The sequence below is a fragment of the Achromobacter deleyi genome (assembly GCF_016127315.1).
In the GTDB taxonomy this organism is placed as follows: domain Bacteria; phylum Pseudomonadota; class Gammaproteobacteria; order Burkholderiales; family Burkholderiaceae_B; genus Achromobacter; species Achromobacter insuavis_A.
In genome coordinates this window covers 2,513,809-2,534,583 of the sequence record NZ_CP065997.1, presented here as the reverse complement: position 1 = coordinate 2,534,583, position 20,775 = coordinate 2,513,809, and the positions used below count along the sequence as shown (strand labels likewise).

The 20,775-nt window shown below is 66.3% G+C and carries 15 protein-coding genes; 11 read left to right on the top strand and 4 right to left on the bottom strand.

The features are described from left to right. The first annotated feature begins 293 nt into the window (after nt 1-293). On the top strand, nt 294-1,952 hold the full coding sequence (locus tag I6I07_RS11355) for a CYTH and CHAD domain-containing protein (protein WP_198486705.1): 1,659 nt from the start codon (nt 294-296) through the stop codon (nt 1,950-1,952). Between the two features lie 123 nt (nt 1,953-2,075). Here the strand turns inward: I6I07_RS11355 and ftsY are convergent, their stop codons facing one another. Next, nucleotides 2,076-3,098, bottom strand: coding sequence for a signal recognition particle-docking protein FtsY (gene ftsY / locus I6I07_RS11350; protein ID WP_420094574.1), 1,023 nt, complete (start codon nt 3,096-3,098; stop codon nt 2,076-2,078). Between the two features lie 421 nt (nt 3,099-3,519). Between ftsY and rsmD the strand changes: the two genes are divergently transcribed. The 4 genes from rsmD (at nt 3,520) to I6I07_RS11330 (ending at nt 6,303) form a co-directional block, all read left to right on the top strand. Further along, nucleotides 3,520-4,086: a 16S rRNA (guanine(966)-N(2))-methyltransferase RsmD gene (rsmD, locus tag I6I07_RS11345; protein WP_198487490.1), complete on the top strand. Its 567-nt coding sequence runs from the start codon at nt 3,520-3,522 to the stop codon at nt 4,084-4,086. Between the two features lie 58 nt (nt 4,087-4,144). After that, nucleotides 4,145-4,648 carry a pantetheine-phosphate adenylyltransferase gene (coaD, locus tag I6I07_RS11340; RefSeq protein WP_198486703.1) on the top strand — a complete coding sequence of 168 codons (504 nt, stop codon included), beginning with the start codon at nt 4,145-4,147 and terminating at the stop codon, nt 4,646-4,648. Nucleotides 4,649-4,834: 186 nt separating this feature from the next. Next, nucleotides 4,835-5,086 (top strand): YfhL family 4Fe-4S dicluster ferredoxin, encoded by a 252-nt coding sequence (locus I6I07_RS11335; RefSeq protein ID WP_006391351.1) that lies wholly within the window; start codon nt 4,835-4,837, stop codon nt 5,084-5,086. Next, nucleotides 5,083-6,303, top strand: a complete 1,221-nt coding sequence (locus I6I07_RS11330) for a benzoate/H(+) symporter BenE family transporter (protein WP_198486702.1) — start codon at nt 5,083-5,085, stop codon at nt 6,301-6,303. The genes I6I07_RS11335 and I6I07_RS11330 overlap by 4 nt, the downstream gene beginning before the upstream one ends. 48 nt (nt 6,304-6,351) lie before the next feature. On the opposite strand, the gene I6I07_RS11325 is transcribed toward I6I07_RS11330, so the two are convergent. Together I6I07_RS11325 and I6I07_RS11320 are read right to left on the bottom strand one after the other, a co-directional pair. Continuing rightward, entirely contained in the window at nt 6,352-6,735 is a 384-nt protein-coding gene (locus tag I6I07_RS11325) for an MOSC N-terminal beta barrel domain-containing protein (RefSeq protein ID WP_054428947.1), read from the bottom strand. Next, a complete protein-coding gene (locus I6I07_RS11320) occupies nt 6,732-9,233 on the bottom strand; it encodes an AsmA family protein (RefSeq protein ID WP_198486701.1) in 2,502 nt (833 codons plus the stop codon). The genes I6I07_RS11325 and I6I07_RS11320 overlap by 4 nt, the downstream gene beginning before the upstream one ends. Before the next feature lie 336 nt (nt 9,234-9,569). Between I6I07_RS11320 and I6I07_RS11315 the strand changes: the two genes are divergently transcribed. From I6I07_RS11315 to I6I07_RS11295, 5 genes are all read left to right on the top strand, one after another. Next, a complete protein-coding gene (locus tag I6I07_RS11315; RefSeq protein WP_035359525.1) occupies nt 9,570-11,168 on the top strand; it encodes an MDR family MFS transporter in 1,599 nt (532 codons plus the stop codon). Nucleotides 11,169-11,171: 3 nt separating this feature from the next. Further along, the gene (locus tag I6I07_RS11310) at nt 11,172-11,618 is read left to right on the top strand and encodes a MarR family winged helix-turn-helix transcriptional regulator (protein ID WP_198486700.1); all 447 of its coding nucleotides are present in this window, start codon (nt 11,172-11,174) and stop codon (nt 11,616-11,618) included. Between the two features lie 176 nt (nt 11,619-11,794). Beyond that, on the top strand, nt 11,795-12,292 hold the full coding sequence (locus tag I6I07_RS11305) for a DUF2938 domain-containing protein (RefSeq protein ID WP_198486699.1): 498 nt from the start codon (nt 11,795-11,797) through the stop codon (nt 12,290-12,292). A gap of 241 nt (nt 12,293-12,533) precedes the next feature. After that, nucleotides 12,534-14,147: an ABC-F family ATP-binding cassette domain-containing protein gene (locus I6I07_RS11300; protein ID WP_198486698.1), complete on the top strand. Its 1,614-nt coding sequence runs from the start codon at nt 12,534-12,536 to the stop codon at nt 14,145-14,147. Nucleotides 14,148-14,389: 242 nt separating this feature from the next. Continuing rightward, nucleotides 14,390-16,684 carry a TonB-dependent siderophore receptor gene (locus I6I07_RS11295; protein WP_198486697.1) on the top strand — a complete coding sequence of 765 codons (2,295 nt, stop codon included), beginning with the start codon at nt 14,390-14,392 and terminating at the stop codon, nt 16,682-16,684. 378 nt (nt 16,685-17,062) lie between these two features. Here the strand turns inward: I6I07_RS11295 and I6I07_RS11290 are convergent, their stop codons facing one another. Next, nucleotides 17,063-17,467: a hypothetical protein gene (locus I6I07_RS11290; RefSeq protein WP_198486696.1), complete on the bottom strand. Its 405-nt coding sequence runs from the start codon at nt 17,465-17,467 to the stop codon at nt 17,063-17,065. A gap of 774 nt (nt 17,468-18,241) precedes the next feature. Here I6I07_RS11290 and I6I07_RS11285 point away from each other — a divergent pair. Beyond that, nucleotides 18,242-20,755, top strand: coding sequence for a sigma-70 family RNA polymerase sigma factor (locus I6I07_RS11285; RefSeq protein WP_198486695.1), 2,514 nt, complete (start codon nt 18,242-18,244; stop codon nt 20,753-20,755). The last annotated feature ends 20 nt before the right edge of the window (nt 20,756-20,775 follow it).

Sequence of the window (20,775 nt, the reverse complement as noted above, 5' to 3'; positions counted from 1 at the left end):
CGCCGGCAGTGCCGGGGCGGGCGCGAATGGGTATCGAGGCCCCGCGAAAAGCGTCCGGCCCGCCAATTACAATTAGAAAAGTTCGGCCCCGCCTTGCCTATCACTGAAACTGGGTAATTGAGCGGACGCAATCAAAGCCCAGAATATGGGTCGACCGGCATGCGGACGATTGTTGATGCACCGCAACCCCGTCTATGCTCGACAGGGCATTTGTGAAATAAATATGACCGGTCATCAAACCTCCCGCCCCCTTTGATTAAGATCTCGGCTTTTGCCGTTGGACACCCGCCGCCATGTCGGAACAGGAACTGAAACTGCACGTGCCCACGGCTTCGCGCCAGGCCGTGCTGCGAGAGATCAAGCAACGCGAGGCGACGCGCATCCGCCTGCATGCGATGTACTTCGACACGCCCGAGCGTGAACTGGCCAAGGCCCGCATCGCCATCCGCCTGCGCCAGGAAGGGCGCGACTGGGTGCAGACCCTCAAGATGCCCGGCATCAACGCCATCACCCGCATCGAACTGAACCACCCGCGGCCCGGCCCCGTGCTCGACCTGTCGGTGTACGCCGGCACCGAGGTCGAGGCTGCACTGGCGGCCATCAAGGGCGAACTCGGCCTGCGCTACGAAACCGACGTGCAGCGCATGCTGCGCAAGGTGCGCACCCGCTACGGCACGGTCGAGCTGGCCTATGACACCGGCATCCTGCGCGCCGGCGCGCTGGAACTGCCGATCTCCGAACTCGAATTCGAACTGGTCTCGGGCCGCCCCGCCGCCATCTTCGCGGTCGCGCGCGGCTGGCAGCAGCGCCACAGCCTGGTGCTGGACCCGCGCAGCAAGTCCGAGCGCGGCGACGCGCTGGCCCAGCTGGCGCAGCGCCTGGCCGACGTCGACGCCATTCCCGGCGACGACCTCGACAGCCGCCGCGCCCAGGCCATCGCGCAGTTCTGGGCGCCGCGCGGCGCCGCGGCCGTCAAGCTGCGCGAGGACATGACCGCGCCCCAGGCCATGGGCCGCATCGCCGCCGAATGCCTCGACCAGATCGCGCGCAACGCCGCGGTGCTGGCCGAGGTCGACACCGAGGGCGTGTATCGCGCCGGCAATTCCGAACACGTGCACCAGCTGCGCGTCGGCATCCGCCGCCTGCGCTCGGCCTGGAAGCTGTTCGACGGCTGGATCGCGCCGGTCTCCGATTCCATCATGCAGGGCGTGCGCGCGCACTTCGCCGCCTTTGGCGCCAACCGCGACCAGGACGTGCTGAACGAAACCGTGGCGCCCGCGCTGATGCGCGCCGGCATGCCGGTGATTCCGATGGAAGCCGCGCCGCCCGAACAGGACGCCCGCGCCATCGCTGGCGGCAAGGCGTTCCAGGCCTGGCTGCTGGAATTGCTGGAATGGAGCCTGGACGTGCCGCCCGCCGTGCCGACCAGCGACGGCCTGCCGATCGCCAACGGCATGCCCAGCGACGTCGCGCCCGAACCGGCCATCCGCCTCGAAGGCGGCATCGCCGGCCCCAGCGTCAAACCCACCATCATCCCGATGCTGGCGCCCGAGCCCGACACGCAGCGGCTGCACAAGCAGCTGGCGCGGCGCCTGCATCGCTGGCACAGCAAGGTGGCCGACCAGGGCACCCAGTTCGCCACGCTCGACATCCCCACGCGCCATGATCTGCGCAAGCGCGGCAAGCGCCTGCGCTACAGCCTGGCCTTCGCCGAATCGCTGCTGCCGCCGACCAAGCTGCGTGGCTACCGCAAGCTGCTGTCGCGGGTGCAGGACATCCTGGGCGAGATCAACGACCTGGCCGTGGCCAAGGACTACTACGAGTCGTGTACGGCCACGCATCCGCAAGCCTGGTTCGCGCTGGGCTGGATCAGCGCGCGCCTGGAAGAACTGGCGGTGGATGCGCAACGCGCGTTCGACGACCTGGCCGGCAGCAAGCCCTTCTGGAAATAAGCCGGCGCGGTCCCTCGCGGACCACGTTCGCGCCCGCCATAAACACCGCGCCCCACGCCTCCGATACAGGAGACGTGGGGCGCGGTGTTTTCAGCGCCGGGCGGCAAGGCCCGGCGGCTGCGATCAGTCGGCCAGCAGAGCGCCGGCGAATTCGTCGGCCACGAACGGCTGCAGGTCTTCCAGGCTTTCGCCCACGCCGATCCAGTACACCGGGATCGGCCGCACGCCCTGGCTGCCCGCCGCCACGGCCGCCAGCGTGCCGCCCTTGGCGGTGCCGTCCAGCTTGGTCACGACCAGGCCCGTCAGGGTGATGGCCGCGTCGAACGCGCGGATCTGCGCCAGCGCGTTCTGGCCGGTGTTGCCGTCCACCACCAGCAGCACTTCGTGCGGCGCGGCCGGGTCGGCCTTGCCGATGACGCGGCGGATCTTCTTCAGTTCTTCCATCAGGTGCAGCTGGGTCGGCAGGCGGCCGGCCGTGTCCACCATCACCACGCCCACGCCGCGCGCGCGGCCGGCGTTGACCGAGTCGAACGCCACCGCCGCCGGATCGCCGCCATCCTGCGAGATCACGGTGACGTTGTTGCGGCTGCCCCATTCGATCAGCTGCTCGCGCGCCGCGGCGCGGAACGTGTCGCCCGCGGCCAGCAGCACGCTCGCGCCCTGGCGCTGGAAGGTGTGCGCCAGCTTGCCGATGGAAGTCGTCTTGCCGGCGCCGTTGACGCCCGCGATCATCACCACCAGCGGCTGCGTGCGCTTCAGGTCGAAGGCGCGCTCCAGCGGGCGCAGGTGATCGGCCAGCAGCTGGCGCAGCGCGGTCTTGACCTTGGCCGGGTCCTCGATGCGCTCTTTCTTGACCCGCGCGCGCAGCGCGGTCAGCAGCTTCTCGGTGGCCTCCAGGCCGGCATCGGCCATAATGAGCGCCGATTCGAGTTCCTCGAACAGGTTCTCGTCGACCTTGACGCCGACGAAAATGCCGCCAATGCTCTGGCCGGTGCGCGACAGGCCCTGCTTGAGCCGCGACAGCCACGACGCCTTCTTGGGCGCGGGCTCGGACTCGGGTTCGGGCGCAGCGGGGGCCGGCACAATCGTGGCAGGCACCGGCGCGGCGACGACCGGCGGCGGTGTAACGACGGGCGGCGGTGCCACTGGCGCGGGCGCAACTGGCGGCGCGGCAACGGCCGGCGCGGCGGCGCTGGGCGTCGCGGCCGGCGCGGCGACAACGGGCGCGGAAGCCGGTGCGGGTACGGCGGAAGCGGGGGTGGAAACCGGCGTGGCAGCAGGCGCGACCGCCGGCGCCGAGGCCTGCGGCTGCGGCACCACGGCCGGCGCGGGTTGCGGCACACTGGCCGAAGCCGGCGCGGGCACCTCGGCGGATGGCACCGGCAGGGTCACCTCGGGCGTCGCGACGGGCGCGAATTCGCGCACCGAAACGGCGGGCTCTACGGGTTTGGCGGGGACCTCGACCTCGGCTTGCGGCGCGATCCCGGCGTCCACCTGCTCCGGCGGCGGCGCGGGCTGGGCCGGCGCGGCGGGCGGAGGGGATTTTTTCTTGAAGAAGCGGCTAAACATGGGTAACAAGTATATTCGTATCGTCGGGGGCCAATACCGGCGCACCCCTATCGTCGTGCCCGACGTGGAGACGCTCCGCCCGACGCCCGACCGGGTGCGGGAAACGCTGTTCAACTGGCTCAACCACCTGTGGGGCGGCGCATTCGCCGACAAGCAGGTGCTGGATCTGTTCGCCGGCAGCGGCGCCCTGGGCTTCGAGGCGGCCTCGCGCGGCGTGGCGCATGTGCAGATGGTCGAGCGGGACAAGACCGCCGCGTCCGCGCTGCGGACACTGCGCGACAAGCTCAAAGCCGACATGATACGCATCCACGTGGGCGATGCGATGCAGGTCGCCGAAAGAATGGATGCGTCCCGATTTGATCTCATCCTGCTCGATCCGCCCTTCGGACAAGGCTGGCTGCCGCGCCTGTGGCCGATCCTGCCGGGCATCCTGGCCGAGGGCGGCCTGGTCTACGTCGAGGCCGAAAACGCCATCGAGCCTCCCGAGGGATTCACGATCCTGCGCCAGGACAAGGCCGGGGCGGTGCACTACCACCTCCTGGAATTTGCTGCATTGCGCAAATAGATCAATAATCCGAGCTTCGGAGGATGGTGTACACCACTAATAACGGTACGGAGCTCGCATGATCATCGCTGTTTACCCTGGCACTTTCGACCCGCTGACCAGAGGCCACGAAGACCTGGTCCGCCGCGCCGCCACGCTTTTCGACAAAGTCGTGGTCGGCATCGCCCACAGCCGCAACAAGAAGCCCTTCTTCAGCATCGACGAGCGCGTGGACATCGCGCGCGAAGTGCTGGGGCACTATCCCAACGTGGAAGTGCAGAGCTTCGGCGGCCTGCTCAAGGATTTCGTGCGCGACCAGGGTGGACGCGTCATCGTGCGCGGCCTGCGCGCCGTGTCCGACTTCGAATACGAATTCCAGATGGCCGGCATGAACCGCCATCTGCTGCCCGACGTCGAGACCCTGTTCATGACGCCGTCGGATCAATACCAGTTCATCTCCGGCACCATCGTGCGCGAAATCGCCCAGCTGGGCGGCGACGTCAGCAAGTTCGTGTTCCCCTCGGTGGAACGCTGGTTGCAGGGAAAAGCCAAGGAACGCCGCGAGCAGTCCTGGCCGGGCTGAGCGTCCCCGCTCTCCGCCTAACCGAACCCTCCCGGAGGGCGCCTCGTGCGCCCTCCCTGCGTTTTGGCGCCCCGCCCGCACCGTGGCGAAGGCGATGGGCAGGTCGGCGCCAGGGGCTTGCCCGGCCCCACGCGGGCCCGGCAGTACAATTGCAATATCCCTGCCGGATTCCGTAGCCCCTCCATCATGGCCCTGACCATCACCGAAGAATGCATCAATTGCGACGTTTGCGAGCCCCAGTGCCCGAACGACGCGATTTCCATGGGCGAGGACTACTACGTCATCGACCCTGACCGCTGCACCGAATGCGTCGGCCACCACGACGAGCCGCAATGCAAGGTGGTCTGCCCGGTGGAGTGCATCGAGCTGCATCCGCAATGGAATGAAGGCCAGGAACAGCTGATGGCCAAGTACCGTCGCCTGACCGGTGCCGCATGAGCGACACCGCCCAGCCCGGCTTCGACACTCCCTCCTCCCGCCCCAACGCCCGCCGCGACCTGTCCGCCTCCGCCATCGCGGCCGGCCTGGTCGCCGTGCTGGTCAGCTTTGGCGGCACCGCGGTGCTGATGGTGCAGGCCGGCCATGCCGCCGGCCTGGACGCCGCCCGCATCGGTTCCTGGATCGGTTCGCTCAGCCTGGTGCTGGGCCTGGGCGGCGCGGCCTACAGCCTGCGCACCGGCCTGCCCATCGTCATGGCCTGGTCCACGCCCGGCGCCGCGCTGCTGGTCACCGCGCTGGCCGGCGTGCCGTTCCCCGAAGCCATCGGCGCCTTCGTGCTGGCCGCCGCACTGACGCTGGCCTGCGGCCTGTTCGGCTGGATCGATCCCATCCTGCGCCGCATTCCCGGTGAAGTCGCCGCCGCCATGCTGGCCGGCGTGCTGCTCAACTTCGGCATGGGCATCTTCACCAACGTTGGCAAGCAGCCGGCGCTGGTGCTGGCCATGTGCGCCGCCTACCTGGTGTGCCGGCGCTGGGCGCCACGCTACGCCGTGCTGATGGTGATGGCCGTGGCGGTCGCCATGGCCGCCGGCCTGGGCCTCATGCGGGTCGACCAGCTCGACTGGCACCTGACCGAATTCGTCTGGACCACGCCCGTCTTCAGCATGCAGGCCGCGGTCAGCCTGGGCGTGCCGCTGTTCGTGGTGGCGATGGCCTCGCAGAACCTGCCCGGCCTGGCCATCCTGCAAGCCGCCGGCTATCGCCCGCCGGCCTCGCGGCTGGTCGCCGCCACCGGCTTCCTGGGCCTGCTGGCCGCCCCCTTCGGCGCCCACAGCGTCACGCTGGGCGCGATCAGCGCGGCCATCTGCACCGGCCCCGAGGCGCACGCCGAGCCGTCCAAACGCTACATCGCCGCGGCCACCTACGGCATCAGCTACTTCGCGCTGAGCATCGTCGCCGGCGCGGTCGCGGTGTTCTTCCAGGCGCTGCCGGCCGCGCTGCTGGCGGCCCTGGCCGGCCTGGCGCTGCTGGGCACCATCATGGGCGGCATGGCGGCCGCGATGGCCAACCCGCAGCGGCGCGAAGCCGCGCTCATCACGCTGCTGGCGACGGCGTCGGGCTTCAGTTTCTGGGGGATCGGTTCGGCCTTCTGGGGCCTGGTGGCGGGCCTGCTGGCCCACACCGTATTTGAATTCAAGCGCAAGCAGGCGGCCTGAAGCGGGTCTCGCCCCGCGTTGAGCGCGGCGCCTGGCCGCGCCCCGGACTCAGTCCGGCCAGGCGGTCACCGGCGTGTCCGGGTGCACCTTCATGATGCGGCACGGCACCTGCACGAAATTCGAGATCCAGGCGGCGGCCAGCTCGCCCTCGTCGACCACGTCGATGACCTGCTCGCCGACCTTCATGCTGTAGCGCACGCTGTCGTCGTCCTCGATCACGTCCAGCGGAATATCCATGCGCAGCATGCCCGGCGCGCGCAGCACCAGGTAGCCCAGGCGCAGTTCCACCGTCACGTCGGCCAGCCGCGGGCACAGCTCGCGGTTGAGCCATTGGCCCGAATCATTGGCGACCAGCCACTGCCGGTGATAGGCGGCGGCCTCGGCCTGTTCCGTGTGGCCGCATTGGGCGATGGGCTGGAAGGCGGCGCTCATTTGCCCAGCAGGCCCTTGAGCGCCTTGTCCACGGCCGCGCCGCCCTTGCCCTTGCCGGTCACGGCTTCACGCAGCTTGTTTTCCAGGCTGCGCTTGAGGATGCCGGCGATGGCGTCCTTCCACAGCAGCGTGTAGCTGGGCTTTTCGAACGGACCACGCACGTGCACCGGAATCGTCACGTCCTTCAGGTCGATCAGTTCCTTGCCTTCGGGGTCGGCGGCTGGATTGACGACGCGCGCGCGCGCCACCAGGTCCAGCTCGCTCTTGACGAAGTCGATGGTGGCCGGCTCGCCCTGCGTCACGCGCAGCAGCGGCGACACCACGTTCAGGCGCTTCACGCTCGCCACGCCCTTGGTGAACGCCAGGTCGGCATCCATTTCGGAGAACGCGGTCTGCTTGCTGGTGTCGGCCGCCACCGTTTCGTCCTGCGACTCGGGCTTGAGCGCGGCCTTCAGCTCGCGCAGCGTCTGCGTCAGGTTGATGCCCTTGACCGCGCCATCGCGCAGCCGCACCTGCAGCGTGCCGCCCAGGCCGCTCTTCATGGCATAGGCGTTGGCGCCGGCGGTCTTCAGGTCCAGCGCCAGGCTGCCGGTGCCGCTCAGCACGTTGCGCTGCGCCAGGTCCATCAGCAGCGGCTCGATCGAGATGCCCGCCAGCGACATCTTGGTCGCCAGCTGGTTGCCCTGCGCCGCGTCCACCGACAGCGCGCCGGCCAGCTTGCCGCCGTACAGGCCCGCGGTCAGGCTGGAGATGTCGAGCTTGCCGCGATCCAGCTTGACGGCGGCGGCGACGTCATCGGCCTTCAGGCCGCGCACCACCAGCTTGCCGACCTTGAGCGTGCCGTTCACGCTCGGGCCGACCAGCGCCGACAGGTTGATCGAATCGTCCGCGGGCGCGGCCGGCGCCGGCGGCACCGGCTTGTTTTCGTCCTTCTTGCCATCAGCGGGCGGCTTGGCCGGCGCGGCGGCAGCCGCCGCCGGCGGCACCAGCTTGTCCAGATCCAGCGTGTCCACCGCCAGCGCGAAGTTCACCTGCGGCGCGTCGCTCAGCTTGGCGATGTCGGCGCTCAGGTCGAACTTGCCGCCTTCGAGCACGGCGTTGATCTTGCTGCTGGCCGTGTCCTTGAGCAGGTCGACGTTGAGGCTACCGATCACGGGGATCTGCAGGCTGCCCTTGGGCAGGCCCGGATCGGTGATGTTGACGTCGCCGCGCAGGCCCGACAGGCCGCCCTGGCGCTGCAGCAGGTTCAGCGACAGCGGCGAGGCGAACGTCAGCTTGACGACGCGGTCGCCCTTCTTGGAGGTGCTGTCGAGCTTGGCTTCCTTGATGTCGAGTTCGGTGGCGTTGCCGCTGATGCCGTTCAGGCCGAAGCTGGCGTCCAGGCCGCTGATGCGCACGCGGCCGGTCAGGGCCTCGCCCGTGGCCTGCGTCGGCGAGATGTTCAGCGCCGGCGCGTCCACGGCGAATTCGAACGGGCCGTCGGCCACGCCGCCCTTGGCGCGCACCGCCAGCTTCTCGATCTGCAACTGGCTCTTGTGCGGGTCGATCGACAGCTTGGGCATGGCCACGCTGGCGTCGACGTTGGTGGCGCGCGCGGCCGGGTCGGTCACGTCGCCCTGGAACACGACTTCCAGGCCGGCCACGTCCAGCGCCGACTTCTGGCCGTTGAACGCCAGGTTGCCGCGCACCGCCAGGCTCTTGGCCTCGGCGCCCGGCAGCTTGCCGTCCATGCGCAGGTCGAGCTTCTGGGCCGCGTAGCGCTTGGCGGACGGGTCCAGCGTCAGCAGCGCCTGCCCGGTCAGGTTGGCGTCGATGCGCGGGTTGCCGCCTTCCAGGCGCGCCGTCAGGCGCACGTCGAACGGCTGGTTGAAGGTCACGCGGCCAGTGTTGGCGTTGATCTTGGTCACGGCCACGGCCATGCCCGACATCTCGTCCTGCAGCAGCACCTCGCCGTCCTTCAGGTCGAGGCCGGCGATGTCGATCTGCATGTTGTTGCGCGACGTCGGCAGCGTGCCGCTGGTCAGCGCCTGCGCGGCGGTCTGCGCCGCCCCCGCGAGGGCCTCGGCGGGGTTGGCGGGCGTGGCCACCACGGGCGCGGTGCCGCCCACCAGGTTGCTGAAATTGAACTGGCCGTCCTTGTTGCGCACCACGCGCGCCTTGAAGCCGCTGATGGCGACGTGGTCGACCACGAAGCTGTTGGACAGCAGCGGCCACACGGCGACCGCCAGGCGCGTGCTCTCGATGGAGGCGAAGGTCTCGGTGCTATTGACCTCGGACAGCGACACGCCCTGCACCGACAGGCCGATGCGCGGGAACAGCGACAGCTCGATTTCGCCGTCGATCGTGAGCGTGCGGTGATAGCGTTCCTGGACCAGCTCTTCGAGCTTGTACTTGTACGCGTTGGGGTCGAACGTCAGCAAAAAGATGGCCAGGCCAACGACGGCCACGACAACCAACACCACCAGGCCTATCAGAATGCGCTTGAACCACGTTTTCATTGCCGCCCCGTCGGTACCTCGACTGGTAATCCTTGAATGCCACCCGCCGCGCCTGGCGCGGGAATGGCGCTTTGCCGTCGCGCCGGACGCGCGGCTTCCTGATTTATCCGTCTTCGATCGCGTGCCGTCGCCTGCGTCAGGCCGGGGGCCGATACGCCAAGCGGAGAGGAACTGCCATGGAAAGACCTGCTGAAGACGCCAGCATGACCAGCGTGCACATACCGCTATCGTAACAAATCGGGCCCGCCTGCGCGCCGACCCCGAAACTGACGGTTTTCTGTCTCGGGGATTGTAGGGCTAGAATTATTGACTCATCAATAATTGATCCATCCAACAATGCCCGCCCCCGCCCCCAGCACCCCTTACTCGCCCGGCCAGGTGCTTCCCTTCCGGCAGACCCTGCTCGCCATGCTGGGCATGTGCTTCGTCATGATGATGGTCGCCATCGACCAGACCGTGGTGGGCACCGCCCTGCCCACCATCGTGGCCGAGCTCAAGGGCTTCGAACTGTACGCGTGGGTGGCGACGTCCTATCTGCTGACCTCGGTCATCACTGTGCCGATCTTCGGCCGGCTGGGCGACTACTACGGCCGCAAGCCCTTCGTGGTGGCGGCGATCGTGCTGTTCACGCTGGCCTCGGTGCTGTGCGGCGCCGCCGACAGCATGTTCACGCTGGTGCTGGCGCGGGCCCTGCAGGGCGTGGGCGGCGGCATGCTGGTGGGCACGGCCTTCGCCTCCATCCCCGACCTGTTCCCCGATCCCCACGTGCGGCTGCGCTGGCAGGTCATGCTCAGCTCGGCCTTCGGCATCGCCAACGCGGTCGGCCCGACGCTGGGCGGCGCGCTGACCGAGCACTACGGCTGGCGCTCGGTGTTCTACGTCAACCTGCCCATCGGCATCCTCGGCCTGTGGTTCGTGGCGCGCTACCTGCCGCACCTGCGCAACCACACCGAGGGCAAGGTGCGCCTGGACTGGCAGGGCGCGCTGCTGATCGCCGTCGCGCTCGGCGGCCTGCAACTGCTGGTGGAACTGCTGCCCAAGCAGGGCCTGAGCGCCACCATCGTGCTGCTGGGCGTCGGCAGCATCGCCGCCTTCGGCCTGCTGTACTGGTGGGAACGCCGCTGCCCGCATCCGCTGCTGCCGTTCGACATGTTCCGCAATCGCGGCCTGGCCACGCTGTTCACGCTGGCGCTGCTGGTCGGCGTGACCATGTATTCGCTGCTGTTCTACGCGCCGCTGCTGCTGCAGGGCGGCTTCGGCCTGTCGCCGCAGGACGCCGGCCTGCTGATCACGCCGCTGGTGGTCTTCATCACCGTCGGCAGCATCATCAACGGCCGCATCATCACCCGCATCCGCAACCCCAACCGCATGCTGTACGCGGGCTTCCTGCTGATGGCGCTGTCCTGCCTGGGCATCGTCACCACCCACAACTACACCGCGCACTGGCTGATCGCCGGCTACATGCTGATGGCCGGCCTGGGCATGGGCTTCATCATGCCCAACCTGACCGTGTTCGCGCAGCAGACCGCCGGGCGCACCCACCTGGGCATCGCCACCGCGCTGCTGCAATCGCTGCGCATGATCGGCGGCATGCTCGGCACCGCGGTGGTTGGCACCATGGTCAACCACAGCTACTTCAGCGGCGTCGAATCGACGCTGCGGGGCGCCTCGGCGCGCTGGCTGCCGCAACTGGACGACCCGCAGATGCTGGTCAATCCCGAGGCCCAGACGCAGTTCCTGGCACAATTGGCGCATCAAGGCCAGGATGGAGCGTCGCTGATCGAGATCGCGCGCGTGGCGCTGGTCAGCGCCATCCACGAAGGGCAACTCATCGCCCTGGCGGTCGCGGTGCTGGCGCTCTGGTGCGTGCGGCGCGTCCCCCTGGTGCAATTGGCGCGCGTCTCCAAGCCGGAGCCCGCCAGCGTCGGAGAGTAGCTTTTGCCCAAACAACAACAGGGCCTGCAGGTCATCCAGCACATGGGCCAGACCTACCGCGTCATGCAAAGCGCTTTCAGCGGCCGGGTCGGCCACGCGCTGCCGCGCTGGCGCATCCTGCTGGCGCTGCATGAAAACGGCCAATGCTCGCAGAAGCACCTGGCCGAGCGCTGCCGCCTCGATCCCGCCTCGCTCACCCGTCAGTTGCAGGCAATGCAGAAACTCGGCTGGATCGCCCGCGCCGTTGATGCGCACGACAACCGCCTGACCAACGCCCGCCTCACGCCGGCCGGCCAGACCGTGGTCGACGAGGCCCTGCCCAAGCGCGCGGCCTTCTTCGACGAATCGCTCAAGGGCCTGTCGGCCGCCGACATCGACACGCTGAACCGGGTGCTGAACGTGCTGGAAGAGAATTTCCTGCGCGCGGCCGGCGGCGGCAAGGGCGAATAACCGCGCCCGGGGCCGCCCAGGGCAGCCCGCCAACGGTCGCGACCAAAGCCATCCCCCCTGCCGCTACGCGCGGGCAAAGCCCCGACATTCGTCCGTGACATTGACACCTGGAAAGGTTATTGAATAACATTCAATTAATCTATTGATTGTTATTTAATCTTGCCGGAGCTCCCCGCATGCCGCCCGACCTCCTTCTCCGCGCCGTGCTGATCGGCGTCGGCGCCACCCTCGTCATGGATCTGTGGGCGCTGCTGCTCAAGCGCCTGTTCAACGCGCCGTCGCTGGACTACGCCATGGTCGGCCGCTGGATCGGCCATCTGCCGCGCGGCCGCCTGACCCATCCCGGCATTGCGCGCTCGGCGCCCATCGCGGGCGAACGCGCCATCGGCTGGATCGCCCACTACGCCATCGGCGTCCTGTTCGCCCTGCTGCTGCTGGCGCTCTGGGGCCCGGCTTGGGCCGCGCGGCCGACCCTGCCGCCGGCGCTGATCGTCGGCATCGCCACGGTCGCGGCGCCGTTCCTGATCCTGCAACCCGGCATGGGCGCCGGCATCGCGGCCTCGCGGATGCCGAAACCCGGCGTGGCGCGGCTGCGCAGCCTGATGGCGCATGCGTCGTTCGGCGTCGGGTTGTACCTCGCGGGCTGGGCGGTGGCGCAGGCCCTCGAGGCCTGAAACGCCGCGCATGCTTCCCCGGGCCTGAATGCCCTTGCCGCGTGCGCTTCCCGCCAGCCCGAACGACCTTGCCCCGCGCGCGTTTTGCCAATTTCCCCCAGGGCTTTTAAAGTAACGGCCTGATCGCCATTCATCGAGGTATTCGTCCCATGCGCCATTGATGCCGCCGTCGCCCTGACGGCCAGTCTCCACCCGCCCCCGTTCGCTGGGGGAGTTCCTGGCATCCCTGGAAGCATCACGCATGACGACTCCCTATCTCACGCTGGAAAGCGTGTCGTACCTGCTGCCCGATGGCAGCCCGCTTTTTTCCGGACTCGACGAAACCTTCGACCCGCGCCCCACCGGCTTGGTCGGGCGCAATGGCGCCGGCAAGACCGTGCTGGCGAAGATCCTGGCCGGGCAGTTGTCGCCATCGAGCGGACGTTGCCTGCGATCGGGCAACGTCTTCTACCTGGCCCAACAGGTGTCCCCACCCGCCGGCGCCACCATCGCCAGCCTGGCCGGCGTGCAAGCCACGCTGGAGGCGCTGGCGCGCATCGAGGCCGGCAGCAGCGCGCCGGAAGACTTCGAGCGCGTCGGCGACCGCTGGGACATCCGCCAACGCCTGCAACACGCGCTGGCACGCGACGGCCTCGGCCATCTCGACGCCTCGACGCCGGCCAGCGCCCTCAGCGGCGGCGAGGCCATGCGCGTGGCGCTGGCCAGCGCCATGCTGTCCGACGCGGACTTCCTCATCCTCGACGAACCCAGCAATCACCTGGACCGGCGCAACCGGCAGGCGCTGATCGAACAGCTGCGGCATTGGCCGCGCGGACTGCTGGTCGTCAGCCACGACCGCCAACTGCTCGACACCCTGACGCGCATCGTCGAACTGTCGTCGCTGGGCCTGCGCAGCTATGGCGGCAACTACGGCGCCTATGCCACCGGCAAGGCGCAGGAACGATCGAATGCGCTGGAGCGGCTCGAACACCGCAAGCTCGAACGCCGCCGCGAAGAACAGGCCATGCAGACGCAGCGCGAACGGCAGGAGCGCCGGCAGGCGCGCGGCCAGCGGCATGGCAAGGAAGCCAACCAGGCGAAGATCCTGCTCGACCGGCAAAAGGGCCGCAGCGAGGACTCGGCCGGCAGGCTGCGCCAGCAACATGCCGCCGCCCATGACCGCCTGGCCCAGGCCGTACGCGATGCCGCGGCGCAGGTGAAAAGGGACGCCGACATCTCGCTGCATGCCCTGCCCGTCGCGCAGGCGGCACAGCGGCGCGTGGCGGCGCTGGATGCCGTCACCCTGCCCTTCATCGACGGCCCCACCCGCCACGTCGACCTGCTGCTGGGCGGCCAGCAACGCGTCGCGGTCACCGGCCCGAATGGCTGCGGCAAATCCACCTTGCTCAAGGTGCTGGCCGGCCAGTTGGCGCCCTTGTCTGGCGAGCGCAAAGGCGTGGCCGAATGCGTCTATCTCGACCAGCGGCTGGCCGACCTGGCGCCGGATCGGCCCGCGCTCGAACAGCTGCAGGCCGTCAACGCGGCCCTGGACGAAGGCGAGCTGCGCATGCGCCTGGCGCACCTCGGCCTGGACGCGCACAAGGTCACGGCGCCAAGCGGCGCGCTCAGCGGCGGCGAACGGCTGAAGGCGGCGCTGGCGCGCGTGCTCTACGCCGATCCGCCGCCGCGGCTGTTGCTGCTGGACGAGCCGAACAATCACCTCGACCTGCCCTCCACGCTCGCGCTGGAAAGCATGCTGCGCGGTTATCCTGGCGCGCTGGTCGTGGTGTCGCATGACGAGGCGTTCCTCGACAACCTCGCGCTGACCGATCGGCTGCGGGCAACGGACCAGGGCTGGCTGCTGCAGCCCTGGTGAGCGCACACGGTGCCGGTGCGTCGGCATGGCGATGAAGCTCCGCGCTCCTCGCCATCGCACCGCATGATCCCGTCCGCGCGGCGGCGCCGCCCCCCCTTCAACAAGTCTTCTTTTGCCGCGCCATCGCGCGTTGCGCGGTCCATCCCGGCTGATATCCGGCATATTCCCTGGGCAGCCATTTTCATAAATAAAAATACCAATCAATGGCGCTTCTTTTCCAATATGAACAGGGATGAATTGTCATGCACCACCACTCGTCAGGTTCGTCCGTACTGCTTGGCCTGATCTCGCTTGCCCTGGCATCCGCTGCCGCCCCCGTCCAGGCGCGGCAGCCGGATGCCGCCGGCAACACATCGCCCGGACCGGCCACGCTGCCGGCCATTGAAGTGAGCGGCCAGGCCGACGAGCCCACCGAGGCGACACGCGCCTATACCGTGCCCGCGACCCGGGCATCGACGGGCCTGACGCTGAGTCCGAAGGAAACGCCGCAGTCCGTGTCGGTGGTGACCCGCCAGCAGATGGACGACCAGGGCATGCAGTCCATCGGCGACGTCCTGGGCAGCACCACCGGCATCACCTTCACCGAACTGGACAACGGCGGGCGCACCACCTACCGGGCCCGCGGATTCGACATCACCAACTACAAGGTCGATGGCCTGTCGATCATCGGCGGGTCCTCGTTCAACGGCGGCGGCAGCGGCGCGATCAACATGGATCTCTACGACCGCGTCAGCATCGTGCGCGGCGCGAACGGATTGATGGGCGGCATCGGCGATCCCTCCGCCACCGTCGACCTGGTGCGCAAGCGCCCTGGCCGCACGCTCGGCGCGAGCCTGATCCTGCGCACCGGCAGCTGGAACAAGAAGAATGCCGTCGGCGACATCAACATACCGCTGGCGGCGGACGGCCGCGTCCGCTCGCGCCTGGTGTTCAGCGGCGAGGACTCCGACGGATTCCGCGACCGCTCCGGCATCGAACGGCAGGGGTTCCTGGCCAGCGTCGCCATGGATGTGACCGCCCGCACGCAGGTGGGGCTGGGCTTCCAGTACGAACACAGCATCTTCCACGGCGCCTCCTGGGGCGCCAACGTGCCCGCCTGGTTCGCGGACGGCTCGCCGACCCATTTCCGCCGCAGCCTCAATCTCGCGGCGGACTGGAGCAAGAGCGACATGGAAGCGAAGACGCTGTTCGCCTCGCTCGACCATCGCTTCGACAACGACTGGAAGCTGCGCGCCGACTATGCCCACACCTCGCGCGCGGACCTGAACAACAAGGGCGCCATCAAGGTCAACAACGGCAAGGTCCGCTGGCCCCATTGGAAGCAGGACGGCAGCGGCGCCTACCTCAATGCCATCCACTCGGAAACGGAAGGCGAAACCGACGCCTTCTCGCTGGATCTGTCCGGCCCGCTGGAACTGCTCGGACGCCGGCATGAACTGCTCGTCGGCCTGAACGGCTCCCGCATGGACGAACCATCCTGGACTTTCAACAGCAGCAACTGCAGCATCGATGGCATCGCCGGCTTCAAGGGACGCTGCCAGTACCGCACCGAATTGCCCGTGGCGGATTGGCGCGCCTGGCGCGGCGACGAATACGGCAACATCCGCGCGTTCCGCACCGACGCCCGCCGCGTCACCCGGACAACGCTCTACGGCGGCTACGTCGCGGGCCGCTTCGAGCTTGCCGACGACCTGACCCTGATCACCGGGCTGCGCCGCAGCCTCTACCAGATCCACAGCGACAACTACAACGCGGCGGGCGTCCGCGGCGCGCGCACCGGCGAAAACGCCGCCCACGCCTGGACGCCCTACTACGGCCTGGTCTATGGGCTGACGCCGACCTACTCGGTCTACGCCAGCTACACCGATGTCTTCACGCCGCAGACCAGCAAGAACGAAGGCGGCGACACCCTCAAGCCCATCACGGGCGCGAGCTACGAGGCCGGCATCAAGGGCGAATGGTTCAATGGCGCGCTCAATGCCGCCGTGTCGGCATTCCGCAGCCTGCAGAAGAACGTCGCCCTGAAAGACGGCGACAGGCTGACGCCCGATGGCGACCAGGCCTACCGGCCCGGCACCGGCGTCATCGTCAAGGGCGTCGACACCGAGATCGCCGGCGCCATGACCGCCGCCTGGAACGTCTATCTGGGCTACACCTATCTGGACGTCGGCAACAACGACACCGCCGAGCGCCCCGACCCGCGCCATCTGCTGCGGCTGAACACCACCTACCGACTGCAGGGAATGCTGCGGGGGCTGACCATCGGCGGCGGCCTGACCTGGCAAGGCAAGACGGTGTCCGAGCCCTACCCCGGCCGGCCGAATGGCCGCGGCGGCTTCGACGACTCGCCGATTCCGCTGAAGGGCTATGCGCTGTTCAACGCGATGGCGCGCTACGACATCAACCGCCATCTGTCGGCCATGCTCAACGTCAGCAACCTGTTCGACAAGACCTACTACCGCCAGTATGGCTTCTACAACGGCCTGATCTATGGCGAGCCGCGGCGGGTGACGTTGAGCTTGCAGGCGAAGTTCTGAAGACCGCGCCGCGAAGGGAATTGCAAACGCCAGGCAGGTGCGGGCCTTTATCTGAAAAAGGCCCGCGCCAGCCTGGCGCGGGTATGTCTGAAACGAGGCGTCAGACGTTGAACAGGAAGTTGGAGGCTAAGCTACTGAATCTACTGCGCTCGACCAATCCAGATCAGAATTTATACTCAACTGCGTACTCAATTTTCCGATCGATGGAAAGCTAGCACTACGAGTCATCTGCAGGCAGGCGCGGCCAAGCTTAGCTCGACTCTTAACATACTGATAATCATGACTTTTACCTGCAAAACACAGATTCAGAAAAAATACAGGTAAAGCCTCACGAAGCCGCGCGCCTCCACGCAATGGGATTGCGGCCCACTTGAGCCGCTAATCGGCGCCCAGAGGCCTTGCGCAGTCAGGGGCATGCTCTGTACACAGAGTCTGCCTCAACGAGTCGACCGCAAGTATCCGCCCCGGCTTGCCGCACTTCTCGCAAATCCTCGTAGACATGGCTTCCGCCATCGCAATCATGCCGCGCTGCGTCTCACTTGCATCCCTTCTATGAAAACTCAGCACGCCAAACTTCTCCTTGATCTGCGAGGCTACAACCTGCGGAGCGCCGCATCGATCGGTCTGGAACTGTAACGAAGAGCACAGCGCATCGAGCAGGTCGAACCAACCGTCGCCGCACATGATCCCCCATGCCATGCTGCTTGCGCCTTTAGAGGCCTGTCTCTCGGCATAGATCTTCGGATATCTCTGGCACAGTATGTCTTCCAACTGGCTGTTCATTGTTGACTCTGTTAGAGCATGGGATAGCGATAGCCCACAGCAGCAACTCGTTCGCCGCTGCAGGCACGATGAAGTACCAACAAGCCATGCGCCCCATAGTCTCTGGACTCATTGCGGGTCCGAACTGACGACATGCATTGGACTTGATAGCACCATCGCAGGTCCTCAAGCGCCGCGGCGGCAACACCGGCCCATGGCCGCAGTCAGGTACCACAGCGCCCTTGTTGGACGCACTATAGAAGAAGACTGTCCCCATCGGCCGCAACGCATGATTCCTAACGGCATCACGCTCAGCGGCCACATTCTTTGAGCTCGAAGAATGCAGCTCAAAGAATGTCGGAACTCGGTGGGGACAAACAAACCAAAGATACGCGTCCATCCTTTCGGATCCCGTATTTTCTAAATACACCTGAGTTTTCGATCAGCGTTACGTGGCAATCGTGAAACCAACACGTAACTAGCGTGGCGGCAATAAGGCGCTTTGTGTAAGCGGAATGGAAACAGCAGGGTCAAATTGAGCGGGGCCTGTGAGAGGACTGCGTAAATAATGTGTCACTATCTCGCGCCCTGATAACCGCTTCCTGTGCAATGCCGAATACTGACCCACGGGCATCCTGTACAATTTTGTAACTCCCAGAAAACAAAATGGCCGCGTCGGCCCAGGAGAACCAAAATGCTTGGCCAGGATCTGCACATTGCGACAAAACGTAATGGCAAGCTGAACGAGCAAGAAATAGAGCCCACGAATCAGCCGGACGGAAAGGGCATGTTCTTATGAACGAAGCGTACATCGCCAGTAGCCGCCCCTTAAGCCAGTTCCTACGGCTGGCCGTGATAGCCGGCGTCGAGAGCGCAGTTCAAATACACATCGAGCGGGGCGACGACCTGAACGCCCGCGACGCCCGTGGTTTGACTCCCCTCATGTTATCCGCCTCTCGCAACAAGCCGAATATCTGCAAGCTGCTGCTGTCCGCGGGTGCCGACCAGGGTTTGCTCGACCCTTCTGGCAGGACCGCTTTTGAGATCGCCGTCGCTGCAGGAGCTGAAGCCACCGCAGCAATCCTCGACGTCGCTCGCACACCGATCCCTCCCCTTCCGTCTTCCGACACCCAAACCTATCCGTCGCCGGGTACCGCCGCTGAGTTCTCCTCCCCCATTGAGGTCATCGCCCTGGAGTCCACGCCAGTTGAGGCCGAGAAAGTTGCTCCCGAAGTTGCGGTCGACGAGATAGACGATAGAGAGTTCGACCTCTCCGGTTGGGAAGTCGAAGAGGAACCTACAAAACCCGTTGCCAACCTGACCGTCCTGATTTCGGCCAGCACAGTCCAGACAGCAATCACCGCTCATGAGCCAATCGATTCCTCGGCCGAGTGGAATGACATCGACGCTTACCTGCCCGCATTGGCACTGCCGCTGACCCGAGTGGATGACGCCGAAGGCCGCGCGCAACTCAGGCGCCTGCTCCTGCGAGCAATTCGCGAAGGCAGCGTACCAGGCCTGGATGTTCAAAACCAGTCGACTAACGACGACCGGTCGGTCAATTCCTGGGCCGAAGCCTACTTGACCATGGTTATCAACGACCTTGGTGCCGAGGTCGACGAGCGATTTGAATACTCGAACGTCGACGAGAGCTTTGAGGTATTCATCGATCCCGAAGAAACGCCCGATGAAGAGATCATCCTTGACGAGGTCCTGGTCGCAATCGACCGCGCCGCGTCATCTCGCCATGAGCCGCTGCAAATGTATCAGCGCGACTTTCAACGCCTGCCCCTGCTCACAGCTGACGAGGAAATTCAGCTCGCCAAAGACATGGAAGCGGCCCTCGATGACGCACTTGATGAACTTGCCGGATGGCCGGATGGCATCTCGCAAACGCTTGCCGCAGGCGCCGAGGCTATCAAAGGATCGCGCCAACTCTCTTCGATCTGGGTCGGCGGGGCCGAAGTAGATCCGGAGCCGGCCTCAGACGAAAACTTGGAAACGAGCATGCTCGTGGCCGCGGAGCCGGAAAATGCCACGGCCGAGGCCGATGAGCTAGGGCAAGAAACAGCTGTAAACCCTGGCAAAGCCACTTTTGCCGACGCGCTCCAGCGACTGGCCGCCTTGATTGAGGCAAACGTAGCACCCCGGACACCACCGCATGAGATCCGCCAGGCGCTTGCGGCCCTGCGCCTCAATCGTCGCTTCTTGCTGGAGCTGATTGATGCCCCGTATCAAATCGCTCCCTGCCATGGATTCCAGCGCGCCATGACCAACTTCCGAAAGGCTCGCGATCGGATGACAACGGCCAACCTGAAGCTGGCCTTCTTTCAAGCCAAAAAATATCTGTACAGCGGAGAGCCGTTGGACGACTTGGCACAGGAGGGAAACATCGGGCTGCTTAAAGCCGTGGACCGCTACGACTGGCGCCGCGGCTATCGCTTCTCGACTTACGCCACGTGGTGGATCCGGCAACAGATCGGCCGCCATATCGCCGACAAAGTCAGGACCATCCGAATCCCGGTTCACATCCACGAGAAGATCCAGCGCATGGAGCGCATCACCCGGACCTTCGAAACACCCACCAACCGTAGACCGACCCTCGACGAACTGGCCGAACGCATGGAAATGTCGCATCACAAGCTTGCGGCGCTGCAGCGTATCGCGCTCGACGTCTCCTACATCGATGAGCTGCTCACCGACGACATGAAAGCCATCGACATCTATTCGGTGCCCGATCCAGCGGACGTTGTCAACGAGATGCAACTGAATCGAGTGCTAGACCGCTTCGTCTCGTCTCTCTCGACGAAGGGCCGCAAGGAAGAGCTGGTCTTGCGGATGCGATTCGGCATTGGGGTTCAAGAGACACTCACACTAGACGAGATCGGCACGTGCTTCGATTTGACGCGAGAGCGGATCCGGCAAATCGAAGGCAAGGCGCTCAGGAAGCTCCGGCATTCGGCTCGGACAGAACCCCTCGCACGACTAGCTTTGGGCCTGAAGCGCAAGGAACACATCTTCGTCTCTCAAGAACGAGCCCCCCCCGAAGCCGACACCCCCTGCATTGCGGAAACTGCGCCGCCTAGCAAGTCAACTCAACGGAACGGCTCCTCTAAGTCTCTAGCCCTGGGCCAAGTACTCGCGCAGGCTGCCACGCTCAACGTGCCGGTCGAAGACGGGCGGGAGGCCGTCTCCGGCGGCATCTGGGTGAAGCTGGTGGCTACTCCCGACCACCAGCATCGAAGGCTTGCGCGCAAACTCTTGGGATTAGGTTTCGAGTATTGGCCTGGGAAGGGCTATTGGAAATGATAGTGAAAACGCGCAAAGCT